The sequence below is a fragment of the Leisingera sp. JC11 genome, from assembly GCF_040704725.1.
Taxonomy (GTDB): Bacteria; Pseudomonadota; Alphaproteobacteria; order Rhodobacterales; family Rhodobacteraceae; genus Leisingera.
In genome coordinates, this window is the sequence record NZ_JBFCVS010000005.1 from 190,950 (window position 1) to 204,936 (window position 13,987).

Below are 13,987 nucleotides of genomic sequence, written 5' to 3' on the forward strand. Positions count from 1 at the left end.
ATAGGCCCATTTTGAGATGCCGAAATCACCGGGCGGCGCGCTGCTGCAGGGTTTCACAATCGAACGCGAGTCCAAGGTGCCGATCTACCGGCAGCTGGATGCCTCGCTGCGGCGGCTGATCCTGGACGGGTCCTTGGCGCCGGGGCAAAAGCTGCCTTCGACCCGGGAACTGGCGCAGGAGCTGGGGATATCGCGGATCACGGTCAAGACCGTCTATGAACAGATCATCGCCGAAGGCTATGCCCAGGGGAAGACCGGGGCGGGCACCTTTGTTGCGGACGGGCTGGATACCGAGGCCTTCCCCAAGGTCCGCACCCCGCGCCGCCGGGAGAAGCCTGCGGGCGTCGGGATTTCGGACCGGGCACGGGCCATCGCAGCCTCGAAATCCGTCGCGCGCTATGGCGAGACGGCGCCGTTCCGGCCCGGTGTTCCGGCGCTGGACCAGTTCCCGGCCAAACTCTGGCAGAAATACATGGCTGAGGCGATGGCCCGGGACGCGCGCCGCAGCCTCGGTTACGGGCAGGTGAACGGCAACGCGGATCTGCGCGCGGCGATTGCCCGCCATCTGGCGGATGCGCGCGGCATGAAGGTGGAGGCGGAGCGGATCATCATCACCTCCGGCGCGCAGCAGGCCTTTGTTCTGATTGCCTTTGTGCTGCTCAATCAGGGCGATACGGTCTGGTATGAGAGCCCCGGCCATATCGCCGGGCGCGACGTGATGCAGATCATGGGCGCCAGTGTGGCCCCGGTGCCCGTCGATGCCGAAGGGCTGGACCTGGACCATGCCATCGCCCGCCACCCTAGCCCTGCGCTGATTTTCACCACGCCGTCGCACCAGCAGCCCTTGGGCACCACCATGAGCCTGGGGCGGCGGCTGGCGCTGCTGGCTTATGCGCAGGAAAACAGCGCCTGGATCATCGAGGACGATTACGACAGCGAGTTCCGCTACCGCGGCCGGCCGCTGCCTGCGCTCAGCGCCTTGGACAGTTCACGGCGGGTGTTCTATGCGGGCACCTTCTCCAAGTCGATGTTTGCCGCGATGCGGCTGGGTTATGTGGTAGTTCCGCCGGAATTCGCCAGCACCTTTGCCACCGCGCGGAATCTGCTCGGGCAGAACTCCTCTGCCGTGGTGGAAGAAGCGATGGCACGCTTCATGGAGGACGGGCGGTTCAATGAACATATTCGCAAGATGCGCCGATTGTACCGGACCCGCCGGGATGTGCTGTTCGAGGCGCTCAGCCAAGACTGCGCGGAGTGGCTGGAGCCGCAGCGCACCGATGCCGGGATGCATATGGTGGCCTGGCTGAAGCATAGGATTGATGACCAGGTCGCCCACGAAGCGCTGCTGGAGGCGGGCATCGACTCGCTGCCGATCTCGGTCTATTGCATCGAACCGCTTGGGCGGCCCGCGCTGGTGCTGGGGTTTTCCGGTGCGGATGAGCGGCTCATTCCGCGGCTGGTCAAGCGTTTGGCAGAGGTGCTGAGGAACTTGGCAGAAGCCGGTTAACCGCCGAACCCCACGCTCACCCGCAAGCCGGGGTTTGCTTCGGACAGGGACAAATCCGCCCCGTGCAAATCGGCGATGGCCGCCACCAAACTGAGACCAAGGCCGCTGCCCGGAGTGGTACGGCTCTGCTCCAGCCGGTAAAGGCGGCGCAGCACATTCTGGTGCTCACCCTCAGGGATGCCGGGACCGTGGTCGCGGACCGTCAGAATTGCCTTTGCTGCCTGCCGCCGCACAGAAACAGCAATATCCGTTCCCTCCGGTGTATGACGCAGGGCATTTTCGATCAGATTGGCAAGCATCTGGCCGATGAGCGCCTTGTCACCAACGACCGTCACCGGAACCCCAGGCAGATCGAGCGCCAGCTTGCGGCCCTGCTCCTCAGCCGCGGGTTCATAAATCTCGGCAAAGGTGGCGGCGACTCCGCACAGGTCCACTGGCTCGAACCGGGACCGCGGCGCGCCATCCTCCAGCTGGGCGATCTGCAACAGCGCCTGGAAGGTGCTTGTGATGCCCCGGGTTTCCTCCAACGCTTGATCCGCCAGGGCCTGAGCCTGTTCCGGTAAGCCCTGGGTATCCTGCAGGCGCGCTAGCTGCACCGCCACCCTCTGGATCGGTGTTTTCAAATCATGGGCAATATCCGCCGAGACCTGCCGCAGGGCGTCGGTCGACTGCTGCTGCGCCTCGGCCATGCGGTTCACGCTGCGGCCGATGCGGGCGAGATCCTGTTCCCGCCCCACGGTCTGCGGCACCCGGGCGCTCAGATCGCCAGAAGTCAGCGCCGACAGCGTGGATTCAATTCCTGCAAGCGACCGGGCCGAGCGCCGCGCCAGAAGCACACCGCCAAATACAGCAACGGCAATCGCAGGAAGCAGGCTGAACAGAACTACGCGGAGGTATGTCTGGCGCAGATCGTCCAGCGGTTTGGCACTTTGCGCAACCGTCAGCAGACCGCCATGAATGTATGCGCTTAGCGATATGAAGCGGCCGGTGATCTCCACCGGCTCCTGTCCCAGCGCCACCACCCGGAACCCTGCCTGCTGCTGCATGATCGCGGCATTCCCGGCCACCACCCGCCCCCCGGGCCGGCGGTAGCTGAGCAGGCGGCGCTGCGGATCGGTCTCAGCGGTTTCAGCGTTGACCAGCGCCGCCAGCGCCGCGGCGGAAGGCGTGGCGCGGAAGCCTGCCATATCCTGTGTCAGGCTGTCCTCGATCGCCTGCCGCTGGGCGCCATGGGCAACATAGTAGGTGATGCCGAGGCTGAACGCGCTGGCTGCCACGAACAGCAGCGACAGCCACAGCGACTGGCGCATGGGCGAAGAGCGCAGCAAAGTGCGCGCACGGTCTTTCAGATCATTCGGCAATCCGGTACCCCGCGCCGCGCACGGTTTCGATCAATTCGCTGTCAAAGGGCTTGTCGACCTTGGCTCGCAGGCGCGATATATGGGTCTCCACCACATTGGTCTGCGGGTCAAAGCTGATGTCCCAGACCGCCTCCAGCAGCATGGTGCGGGTCTGCACCCGGCCCTTGCGGCGCAACAGATGCTCCAGCAGACGGAATTCGCGGGGCAGCAGCTCGATCTCCTGGCCTGCGCGCGTCACCTTGCGGCGGATCAGATCCATCTCCAGGTTGCCCGCGCGCAGCACGGATTCCTGTGCCTGCAGGCCAGGACGGCGGGCCAGCGCCGCCACGCGGGCAGCCAGTTCGCCGAAGGCGAAGGGTTTCACGAGATAATCATCAGCCCCGGCCTCGAGGCCCTCAATCCGGTCATTCACGCCGCTAAGGGCGGTCAGCATGAGGGCAGGTGTCCGCACCCCGGCCCCGCGCAGGGTCTTGATCAGGCTCAGCCCGTCGAGGCTGGGCAGCATCCGGTCGATGATCAGAATGTCGTAGTCGGACGCGGTCGCCTGCAGCAACCCCGCGCGGCCATCCGTGACCAGGTCTGCGGTATGCCCTTCCTCGCGCAGGCCCGAAGCCACGTAGGGGCCCGTCGTTGCGTCGTCTTCTATCACCAGGATCTTCAAGGCATTCCCCGTTTCAGCGTCTGCCCGCTATACACCGGGCCGGACCCCAGCACACATTACAGATCTGTATAGAAAGCGTCAGATGATTGAAATCCTGGCCTGCCATCTGCCTTGCATCACTTCGAACGCAAGGAAACGCAGATGTCCAAAAATCCCGCCCCCAAACGGTTCACCTTTGCCCTGACCGCCGCCGCCTCGGCCGCTGCCATGTTGGCCTTGGCGCCAGCGCCTGCTCTGGCCGTGCCCGCCGGCGGTTACGCGGACTTGGTCGAAACCATTTCTCCCGCCGTTGTTTTTGTCGAAGTCACTGGCAAGACACAGCCCGCAGCTGACCGGCAGGCGATGCCCAACGACAAGTTCATGGAGGAGTTCATGCGCCGTTTTGGCGGTCGGATTCCGGAATTCGGAAACGACCGCGCGGTCAAGGGCGCAGGCTCGGGCTTCGTAATCTCCGAGGAGGGGCTGATCGTCACCAACCACCATGTGATCGACAATGCGCAAACCGTTTCGGTCACCCTCGCCGACGGCAGCAAGCATGACGCCACCGTGATCGGTGCCGACCCGCTGACCGATATCGCGCTTTTGAAAGTCGAGGCGGATGCGCCGCTGACGGCAGTGGAGTTCGGCTCCTCTGACGAATTGCGCGTTGGCGACGAGGTGATCGCCATGGGCAGCCCCTTCGGCCTCGCCGGCACCGTGACCTCAGGCATCGTCTCGGCCACCTCGCGCAACATCAACTCCGGCCCCTTCGACGACTTCATCCAAACCGATGCTGCGATCAACAAGGGCAATTCCGGCGGGCCGCTGTTCAATGCCGAAGGCGAAGTCGTTGGCGTCAACACCATGATTTACTCGCCGGGCGGCGGTTCTGTCGGGATCGGCTTTGCGGTGCCCTCGGACATGGTGCAGAAGATCGTCGCCGACCTGGAAGACGATGGCGAAATCGCCCGCGGCTGGCTGGGCGTTCAGATCAAGCCGCTGTCTGAGGATGCTGCCAACGTGCTTGGCCGCGAGACCGGCAAGGGCGTGGTGATTGAAAGCGTAATGGCCGAAAGCCCGGCGGCTGAGGCCGGTCTCAATCCCGGCGACGTGGTGCTGCGGTTCGACGAGACTGAAATCAATGAGCTCCGCGACCTGACTGCCGCTGTAGCGGTGAACACGCCAGGCGAGGAAGCCAAAATCGAGGTACTGCGCAAAGGCAAGGAAGTGATCCTGAACGTGACCTTGGGCGACCGTTCCGGCCAGAACGCCTGAAACCCGCAAACCTGACTTCCCTGCCTTGAAACAGGCAGGGATTGGGATGATCAGAGCTGCAGTCCGGCCGGCGGGGTGTGCCCGCGCAGGGTCAGCCAGTCCCCGGGAACTGCTGAAAGCCGCAATTGCCGCTGCCTCGCCCCTTCAGAGCCTGTGCTTGCGGCAATCGCCTAAGCCAGTGATGCCAAACATGTGCACAGGTCTTCAACTGCGGCAGGGATGTCATCCTCATGGGTGCAGCCGAAGCCCAGCAGCAGCCCGTTCAGGTCCTGACGCTGCATGCAGTAATAGGACAGCGCGTAGGCCGACAGCCCGCGCGCGTCCAGCCTGTCAAGCACGTCCAAATCCCGCGTGCCCGGCGGCAGATTAGCAATCACGCGCAGACCGCTGGTGTTCTGGCGCAGCGACACATGCGGGCTGGCAATGCGGTCAAAGCTGCTGATCATCGCCCTGCGGCGGCGCACATAGGCACTGTGCATGCGGCGCATGTGGGTGCTCAGGTGGCCCTGGCCGATGAATTCCGCCAGCACCGCCTGCAGCCAGGTGTTGGGGCCTCGGTCGGTGATCGCGCTCAGCGCCATCAGCGGCCTGGCCAGCGCAGGCGGCGCAATGATGAAACCCAGCCTCAGCGACGGGAACAGCGCGTTGTTGAAGCTGGAGACATAGATCGTGCGCGCCTAGTGGTCGTCGCAATAAATCGCCGGATCCGGCCGGCCGCCGAACATGAACTCATTGTCCAGGTCGTCCTCGATCAGCCAGGAGTCATTACGGCGAGCCCAGTCCATCCACTCCAGCCGCTGTGCAATCGGCATCACCGTGCCCAGCGGATACTGACAGGACGGCGTCAGATAGGCCAGCCGCGCGCCATCGGTTCGCGGGCCGTCCGGCGGAACCGCGGCGCCGGTCTCTGTCACCGGCACCGGCACGACGGTTCCGCCCTGAGCCAGAAAGCTCAGCCGCACCACCGGGCTGGAGGGGTCCTCCATCAGCACCTTGCCGCCGGGGTCGAGCAGCAGCGCGGCAATCAGGTTCAGCGACTGCTGCGAGCCGTTGGTGACAATCACCTGAGCGGGGCTGCATTTCAGGCCGCGCCGGTTCAGCACATGATCGCAGATTGCCACGCGCAGCGGCGCGTAGCCGCCGGGCTGGCCATAGGCCATCATGGTGCTGTCCAGCCGGTTGCGGATGCGGTTTTCGATGCGGCCCCAGATCTTGTGCGGAAACAGGTCGATAGCAGGCACATTGGCCAGAAACGGGCGCACCCGGACCGGGTCGAAATAGGAAAGATCCAGCCCCCCGGCTGCCGCGGCGCCGCGCTGCGACAGTTTGGGCGGCTGCGGTTGCTCTGCGGCAATGCCGGTGCCGGGATGCAGGCCGGGAAATTCCGGGTTCACGAAGGTGCCGGAGCCGGTGCGGCTTTGCAGGTAGCCTTCGCTGGCCAGCTGTTCGAACGCGGCGACCAGGGTGCTGCGGGCAATCCCGTGATGCTCCTTCAGCCAGCGGGTCGACGGCAATTTCTGTCCGGGTTTGATGCCGCCGTCCTGGATCATCCGGCGCAGCTGCTGGACCAGCTGCAAATAAAGCGGCGTGGCCGATGTGCGGTCCAGCTGCAAAAACGGCAGCGGGGCAAAATGCTTGGTCTGCTCCGGCACTGGCGGCCCCTAAATGGTTTGCATCATTTAACCAAAATGGACGTAGCGGGCAAAACCATTTTCTGCCACCACATCCTGACCTGCCCTGATTGGGGGGTGAACAGAAACAGGCTGTCTTGCCCTGTCCGGGCCGTGGTGCAGCCAGCAGGGAAACAACATGTCCGACATCATCAGCCACTACGTGGAACGGGCGGTCAAAGGCTTCATGACCCGCCGCGAATTCATCGGCCGCCTCGGCGCGCTGGGGGTTGCCGCCGCCAGCGCCAACAGCCTGCTGGCCTCTGCCGCTCGGGACGAAGGCCCGAAGAAAGGCGGGCTGATCCGGTCCGGCCTGCAGGGCGGCGCCAGCACCGACAGCCTGGACCCGGCACTGGCAGCCAGTTCGGTCGCCAACAACGTGCTGACCGCCTATGGCGATCTGCTGGTCGAAGTCAGCCCGCAAGGAGAAATCGTGCCGCGCTTGGCGGAAACGGTTGAAGCCAGCGCCGACGCCAAGACCTGGACCTTCAAGATCCGCGAAGGAGTGGAGTTTCACAACGGCAAGACGCTGACACCGGTGGACGTGCTGAAGACCATGCAGCGCCACTCAAACGACGACAGCCAGTCCGGTGCCCTGGGCATCATGCGCGGCATCGAGTCGATGAAGGCGGATGGCGGCTATTTCAGCGTCACCCTGGAAACGCCGAATGCCGACCTGCCCTATCTGATGTCGGATTATCACCTGGTGGTGCAGCCTGATGGCGGCATGGATGCGCCCGCTGCGGGCATTGGTACAGGCCCCTACACGGTTGAAGTCAACGAGCCCGGCGCCCGCCATGCCTTCAAAAAATTTGCCAACTACTGGGACGCAGGCCGCGGCCACGCCGATGAGATCGAGATCCTGGTGCTGAACGATGACACCGCCCGCACCGCAGCGCTGCAAAGCGGCCAGGTGCATTTCATCAACCGGGTGTCGCCAAAAATCGCCAATCTGCTGGGCCGTGCGCCGGGCCTGCGGATCGAGAGCATTTCGGGCCGCGGCCACTATTGCTTCCTCATGCATTGCGACACCGCGCCCTTCGCCAGCAACGACCTGCGGATGGCGCTGAAGCTGACGGTGGACCGGCAGGAGATGATCGACAAGGTGCTTCGCGGCTTCGGCAGTGTGGGCAACGACATGCCGATCAACGCCGCATACCCGCTGTTCTCCGGCGATATCGAGCAGCGCAGCTATGACCCGGATCAGGCCCGCCACTACTACCAGAAGTCCGGCCACGACGGCCCGGTTGTCCTGAAGGTTTCGGACAACGCCTTCCCCGGCGCGGTGGATGCTGCGGCGCTGTTCCAGCAGAGCGCAGCCAAGGCAGGCATACCGCTGCAGATCGAGCGCGTCCCCAGTGACGGATACTGGTCCGAGGTCTGGAACAAGGAACCCTTCTGCGCCTCCTACTGGGGCGGGCGTCCGGTGCAGGACCAGATGTTTTCGACTGCATACAAGTCCGATGCCGACTGGAACGACACCCGGTTCAAGCGGGAGGATTACGACGCGCTGCTGCTGCAGGCCAAGGGGGAGCTCGACACCGCCAAGCGCACTGCGCTATACCGCGAAATGGGCCTTATGGTGCGCGACGAGGGCGGCGCCATCATCCCGATGTTCAACGACTTCATTGACGGCGTCAGCGAGCAAATCGGCGGCTGGGAGAACGATCCGGGCGGCGGCATGATGTACGACGGCGCATTGGTGAAAACCTGGCTGCTGTAACTTGAGCTCCCAACGGCTTCGGCGGGCAGTTTCTCCGGGCTGCCCGCCATTTTTTACGGTGAAGAGATGAAGCCGGTCACGTGCAACATCCGCTTTGCCTTGCTGCGGCTTGTGAAGTTGGCGTCTGGCTGGTCCCGGCACGACCCTTGCCAGGCCTCTACGCGCCCAAAGGGAAAATAGCGGCCGCATCTCTCTCCTGGCCCGCGAAGTCCCGCTCCCGTTTCCACCGCTCCAGCGCACCCGTTTTCATGGCTGTCAGATTACCGCCCGGCCGCAGCCCAGTTTGCCTTGCTCTCAGGAAGACTCGAGGTCTTCCGAGGTCCAGCAACCTTTCGCTCTTCGGCAAAAAAAAAGCGCTCATCGAAAGTGCGGTAGGCACTCATCGGCATGCTGGAACTCAGTGGGCGAGAACCGCCGCTGAAACGAAATCCCACAGCCCTTTCAGAGCCTTACGCAAGGAGGCGTTGCTCAGAACGCAGCGGTAGGCGCTGCCTTCGGCCAGTTCAATGATCAGCTGTGCCGTCTCCCGCGGATCGGGCAGACGGCGCAGGTACCCTTCGGCAATACCGCGCTCCAGCACAGCCGTCAGCGCGGCGGCCAGCTGCTCCCGGTTGTCCATGAACATCGCGGCAATGTCGGGCTTGCGAATGGCCTCGCCGGAAATCTCCAGCGTCAGGATCACGGTATCCGGATCCGCCAGGTATTTGGCATAGGCCGCCACAAACTTTTTCAGGACCTTCGGCGCCGGGGCCGGGCCGGCCAGCATCTTCAGAAACGGCGCCAGCTCCAGCCGCTCCAGCGCCGCGATTTCTGCCAGCACGTCATGCTTGCCCGGGAAGTGATTATAAAGATTGCCCAGACTCACCCCGGCCTTCTTTGCAATATCCCGCACCCCGGTCTGGTGATAGCCGTTCTCCAGAAAGCATTCCAGCGCCGCCTCCAGGATCTGCGTCCGGCGCTGTGCAATTGCCTTTTCCCGTTTCGATGCGGCCTTTTCTTCTCCGGCAGGCATTTTTTCTGAACACTCCTTGAACGAACGATCGTTCACCGTATATGCCAGATTACACCGCCCCGCAAGGGGCAGTGATTCTGGTTTCGGCGGGAAAGGCTGCACATGGCAAACACAACACCCAAGGCCCCGGCACGGCGCGGCAGGCAATGGCTGTGCCTGGCCGTTTCGGTGGCGGTCCTGGCCACGGTTGTCCTGCTGCTGTTTGAGACCGAGGACACCGCCGATGTGACCCGCACGGCAGCGCCGCCGCCTGCCCCGGCGGTTTCGGTCATCGCGGTTTCGCCCGGTCCGGCCCGGGCAGTGGTCTCCGCCTACGCCGAGCTCCGCCCGCGCTGGGACGCAGAGCTGCGCTCAGCCGTGTCCGGGCGGATCCTCTCCGTGCACGCCGGCGCCTTGGCCGGCTCCCGGGCTGCCGAAGGCACGTCGTTGTTTTCCATTGAGAAAACCCGCTATAAGACCGCCGTTGCCGCGGCTGAACTGTCTCTGGAACAGGCCAGGCTGTCTTTGCTTCAGGCCCGGAACAAGGTGACCGTCGCCCAGCGGCAGTTTGCCCGCGACGGCGCCAGCCCGCCCAATGACCTGGCGCTTCACCTGCCGCAGCTGCGGATCGCCGAACGCAACGTGGCCGCCGCCAAGGCGCAGCTGCAGACCGCGCAGCGCGATCTGGCGGATTGCGAGGTCACGGCCCCCTTCTCCGGGTTTGTCACCCGCCGCCTGGCCAGCCTGGGCCAGACCGTAAACGCGGGCGATCCCCTGCTGCAGCTGGCCGACGACCGCCAGTTCGAAATCACCGCCGGGCTGAGCCAGGAGGACTGGAAGCTGCTGCAACAGCCCGTCACCGGCCAGATGGCGGACCTTTACCATCGCAACGGGCAGCCCCTCGGCCAGGCCCGGATCCGCCAGGGCGGCGGATTCCTCGATCAGAAAACCCGCCAGATGCGCATCTTTCTGGAGATCACTGACCCGCAACAGGCGGTGCTGGCGGGCGACTTCCTGCGCGTTGCCTTCCGCGGGCGGGAGCTTTCCAACACCCTCACCCTTCCCGAAGGCACATTGACCCGGGCCGGACATATCTGGCTGGTCGACGGCGCCGGCCTCCTCCAGCGCATCACCCCCAGGGTGCTGTTCCGGCACGGCGGGAACATCACCATCGCCGCGCCTGACGGCACCGGCCCCTGGCAGGTGGCCCGGACACCGCTGGCCTCCTTTCTGCCCGGCCAGCGCGTCAGCCCGAAACCGGCGGATGGCTGAGCCATGCACGCCCTGACCGCCTGGTTCATCCGCAACCCCGTCGCCGCCAACCTGATGATGGCACTGATCCTGTTCCTTGGGGTGCAGACCCTGATGTCGATCCGGATCGAAGGCTTCCCGCGCATCCCGCCGGAAAGCGTCGAAATTTCCATCGAATACCCAGGCGCCACTGCGGCCCAGGTTGATGAGCTGGTGACGCAAAAAGCCGAACAGGCGCTCGAAGGCCTGGAGGGTGTGCGCAGCATCACCTCGCTGTCGGCCAACGGCCTCAGCACCATCTCGGTCCGCCGCGCGGGCGGCGAGAAACTGCAGGCGGTGCTGGACCGGGTCCGCATCCGCATCGACGGGCTGGGCGATCTGCCGGACAAGGCCCGCCGCCCGGTGATCGAGGCGTCAGGCTTCGACTTCCCGGCGCTGTACGTGAACCTGCACGGCCAAGCCGACCCGGCCACCCTGCAAACCCTGGCCCAACGGCTGAAGGAGGAGCTGCTGGCCCAGCCGGAACTGTCGCGGCTCAAGATCTGGGGCCTGATCCCGCGCGAGCTGCGGATTGAGGCGGACCCGGAACGGCTGCGCCAGTATGGGCTGACGGCCGGCGATGTGGCTACCGCGATCCAATCCAACTCGCTGACCTACCAGGCTGGCCAGCTGCGCACCCAGGATGGCACCATCCACCTGCGCGCCGACAACCGGGCCCGCTACGCGCCGGAATTCGGCGCCCTGCCGGTGATCGAACGCGAAGACGGCTCGCATGTGCCGCTGCGCGACATCGCCACAATCGAGGACGGCCACCTGGAGGGCGACTTCCTGTTCCGCCTCAACGGCAGCCCCACTGTCGGCATGGAGGTGCTGGTCGGGCAAAAGGAAAACCTGCTGGAAATCAGCCGCGTTGTCCGCAGCGTGGCGGCGGACTTCGAACGCCAGCTGCCGCCCTCGGTCCAAATTGAGGTCTGGGGCGACAGTGCCGGCTACATCGCCGACCGGCTGGCCCTGCTCAAATCCAACGGCGTGCAGGGGCTGATCCTGGTGGCGCTGATGCTCTCGGTTTTCCTGAACGTGCGGCTCGCCTTCTGGGTGGCAATGGGCATCCCGATCTCGGTCATGGGCGCCATCGCGGTGGCCGGGTCGAAATGGGTGGACTACTCGCTGAACGACGTGACCACCTTCGGCCTGATCCTCGCCTTGGGGATCCTGGTCGACGACGCGGTGGTGGTCGGCGAAAGCGTGTTCGAGGAACGCCGCAAGGTGAAAGACCCGGTGGAAGGCACCGAAAAAGGCGTGCACAAGGTCGCCGTCGCAACCGTCTTTGGTGTGCTGACCACCATCGCCGCCTTCTTCCCGATGCTGCTGATTGACAACCCGCTGGGCAAGGCGCTGGCCGGTTTCTCCGGCATCGTGATCCTGGCCCTGATCTTCTCCCTGATCGAAAGCAAGTTCATCCTGCCCGCGCATCTGGCCCATGTGCCGCTGCAGCCGCGCCGCCGCTATCTGCTCAGCCGCCTGTGGGGCCGCATCCAGGACGGGGCGCGGGGCGGGCTCTGCTGGGTCCGCGACCGGATCTATCAGCCGCTTCTGGTGGTCTCCGTAGCCTACCGTTACGCCGTGCTCGTGTTGTTCATCGCCACGGCCTGTCTAGGGCTGGGGCTGATGGTGAAGGGCAAGGTCCGCACCGTCTTCTTCCCTGAGGTCCCGGGCCAGGTGATCACCGTGAACCTGGAAATGGACGCCCGCGCGCCCTTTTCCCTGACCCGCGCAAATGTGGACCGGATCGAGGCAGCAGGCCATGCGCTGAACCGGGAGCTGGCGGAACAGACCGGCATGGAAACCCCGCCGGTCAAAACCTTCTTCACCATCATCAGCAGCGCAGGCAGTGCTCAGATCTATGCCGAGATGCTGCCGGTGGCAGACCGTCCGCAGGTGCCGATCCTGGAGGTGGTCCGCCTGTGGCGCGAACGCACCGGCGTGGTCGAGGGCGCAACCGAGCTGGATTTCACCGGCTCCGAGGAGCTGGCAGGCGGCTTCCGCATCCGCCTGATGTCCAAGGACGAAGACCTGCTGCGCCAGGCCAGCGCTGAGATGCGCGCCTTTCTGGGCGGCATCGAAGGCGTGTCCAGCATCCGCGACGGGATGGCCGGCGGCCAGCCCGAACTGAAGCTGCGCCTGCGCCCTGACGCCCGCAATCTCGGTTTCACTGCGGAAACCCTTGCCAGCCAGATCGGCAACGGTTTCGGCGGTGCCGAAGTTGCCCGCATCCGCCGCGACGGATCAGAGATCCGGGTGCTGGTGCAGAACAACCGCGCGGCCCGCGACACCATCAGCGACCTGATGCAGCTGCGCCTGCGCAGCAACACTGGCGCCTGGGTGCCGCTGGGGACCGTCGCCGATATCGAGGGCAGCTATGTCTCCGGCGTGATCCACCGCCGCGACGGGCGGCGGGTCAACACCGTGGCGGCAGCAATCGACCGCGCAGTGGCCGCGCCCGGCGAGGTCGGCCAGGCCGTCTTCGAACAGCTGGTGCCGCAGCTGGCCGCCAAATACCCCAGCGTCCAGGTCGCCGCCGCAGGCGAGCTCGAGGAGACGGGCGAAATCCGCGGCGGGCTGCTCCGGGCGCTGCTCCTCGCGGCGGTGCTGATCTATGTGCTGATGGCGGTGCCGCTCCAAAGCTACTGGCAGCCCTTCGTGATCCTGGCCATCGTGCCCTTCGGCTTTGTCGCCGCCGCCGTCGGGCATCTGATCATGGATGTGCCGCTGTCGCTCTTGTCATTCTTCGGAATGCTCGCGCTCACCGGTGTGATTGTGAACGACAGCCTGGTGATGATCACCCGCTACAATCAGGCCCGCGAAAGGGGCGAAACGGTTGCCGGCGCCCTGCATCAGGCGGGTATTGGCCGCTTCCAGGCGATCTTCCTGACCACCGCCACCACGGTGACCGGCCTGCTGCCGCTGCTGTCGGAAACGTCGGAACAGGCGCAATACCTGATCCCCGCCGCGGTCTCCCTGGCCTTTGGCGAACTGTTCGGCACCGCCCTGATGCTCATCCTGGTGCCGGTGCTGATCGCCATCGCAGAAGACATTATCGCCCTCTTCCGCCTCCCCCCTTCCCCGCAGCCTGAACACAGGAAACCCGCATGACCCGCTTCCTCACCCTCGCCGCCGTTCTGACAGTCCTCTCCTCCCCCGCCTCGGCCGAGGGTCTGCGCCTCACCATCGACGGCATCCGCAACAGCCAAGGCAATATCCTGATCGCCGTCTTCAGCGAGGCCAAGGCCTACGAAACGCTGGACTTCTGGCAGGCCGAAGCCTTTGCCGCGGTCCCCGCCCGGCCTGGCAGCACCGCGCATGCCTTCCCGGAACTGACCGCAGGCCCCTATGCAGTAGTGCTGTTCCATGACGAAAACGGCGACGAGGACCTGAACTTCAACGGCGGCCGGCCGCTCGAAGGCATCGGTGTTTCAGGCGCCCGCAGCCCGCAGGACGAACCCGGTTTCGCCGAAGCCTCGGTTGGCCCGGGCAATACCACGATCCATGTGTTTTACGGCGGGTGACTG

11 protein-coding genes are annotated in these 13,987 nt (G+C 64.9%); 6 read left to right on the plus strand and 5 right to left on the minus strand.

Annotation, left to right across the window (positions count from 1 at the left end; translation table 11 throughout):
- Positions 1-16 precede the first annotated feature (16 nt).
- Entirely contained in the window at positions 17-1,507 is a 1,491-nt protein-coding gene (locus AB1A62_RS07770) for a PLP-dependent aminotransferase family protein (RefSeq protein ID WP_366660942.1), read from the plus strand.
- Here the strand turns inward: AB1A62_RS07770 and AB1A62_RS07775 are convergent.
- Both AB1A62_RS07775 and AB1A62_RS07780 read right to left on the minus strand, forming a co-directional pair.
- Entirely contained in the window at positions 1,504-2,817 is a 1,314-nt protein-coding gene (locus tag AB1A62_RS07775) for a HAMP domain-containing sensor histidine kinase (protein ID WP_366660943.1), read from the minus strand. The genes AB1A62_RS07770 and AB1A62_RS07775 overlap by 4 nt on opposite strands.
- A 40-nt stretch (positions 2,818-2,857) precedes the next feature.
- Positions 2,858-3,529 carry a response regulator transcription factor gene (locus AB1A62_RS07780; RefSeq protein WP_366660944.1) on the minus strand — a complete coding sequence of 224 codons (672 nt, stop codon included), beginning with the start codon at positions 3,527-3,529 and terminating at the stop codon, positions 2,858-2,860.
- Between the two features lie 141 nt (positions 3,530-3,670).
- On the opposite strand from AB1A62_RS07780, the gene AB1A62_RS07785 reads away from it, so the two are divergent.
- Positions 3,671-4,783 carry a trypsin-like peptidase domain-containing protein gene (locus AB1A62_RS07785; RefSeq protein WP_366660945.1) on the plus strand — a complete coding sequence of 371 codons (1,113 nt, stop codon included), beginning with the start codon at positions 3,671-3,673 and terminating at the stop codon, positions 4,781-4,783.
- Between the two features lie 170 nt (positions 4,784-4,953).
- On the opposite strand, the gene AB1A62_RS07790 is transcribed toward AB1A62_RS07785, so the two are convergent.
- A complete protein-coding gene (locus AB1A62_RS07790; RefSeq protein ID WP_366660946.1) occupies positions 4,954-5,364 on the minus strand; it encodes a hypothetical protein in 411 nt (136 codons plus the stop codon).
- A 96-nt stretch (positions 5,365-5,460) separates the two neighbouring features.
- Complete coding sequence (locus tag AB1A62_RS07795; protein ID WP_366660947.1) at positions 5,461-6,435, minus strand: PLP-dependent aminotransferase family protein; 975 nt, start codon at positions 6,433-6,435, stop codon at positions 5,461-5,463.
- A gap of 157 nt (positions 6,436-6,592) precedes the next feature.
- Between AB1A62_RS07795 and AB1A62_RS07800 the strand changes: the two genes are divergently transcribed.
- On the plus strand, positions 6,593-8,176 hold the full coding sequence (locus AB1A62_RS07800) for an ABC transporter substrate-binding protein (RefSeq protein ID WP_366660948.1): 1,584 nt from the start codon (positions 6,593-6,595) through the stop codon (positions 8,174-8,176).
- A gap of 397 nt (positions 8,177-8,573) precedes the next feature.
- Here AB1A62_RS07800 and AB1A62_RS07805 read toward each other — a convergent pair whose 3' ends face one another.
- Positions 8,574-9,188 carry a TetR/AcrR family transcriptional regulator gene (locus tag AB1A62_RS07805; RefSeq protein ID WP_366660949.1) on the minus strand — a complete coding sequence of 205 codons (615 nt, stop codon included), beginning with the start codon at positions 9,186-9,188 and terminating at the stop codon, positions 8,574-8,576.
- 102 nt (positions 9,189-9,290) lie between these two features.
- Between AB1A62_RS07805 and AB1A62_RS07810 the strand changes: the two genes are divergently transcribed.
- Genes AB1A62_RS07810 through AB1A62_RS07820 form a run of 3 tightly spaced genes read left to right on the plus strand, consistent with a single transcriptional unit; the run spans position 9,291 to position 13,984 of the window.
- Positions 9,291-10,439, plus strand: coding sequence for an efflux RND transporter periplasmic adaptor subunit (locus AB1A62_RS07810; RefSeq protein ID WP_366660950.1), 1,149 nt, complete (start codon positions 9,291-9,293; stop codon positions 10,437-10,439).
- A 3-nt stretch (positions 10,440-10,442) separates the two neighbouring features.
- Entirely contained in the window at positions 10,443-13,571 is a 3,129-nt protein-coding gene (locus tag AB1A62_RS07815; RefSeq protein WP_366660951.1) for an efflux RND transporter permease subunit, read from the plus strand.
- The gene (locus AB1A62_RS07820) at positions 13,568-13,984 is read left to right on the plus strand and encodes a DUF2141 domain-containing protein (protein ID WP_366660952.1); all 417 of its coding nucleotides are present in this window, start codon (positions 13,568-13,570) and stop codon (positions 13,982-13,984) included. The genes AB1A62_RS07815 and AB1A62_RS07820 overlap by 4 nt, the downstream gene beginning before the upstream one ends.
- Positions 13,985-13,987 lie beyond the last annotated feature (3 nt).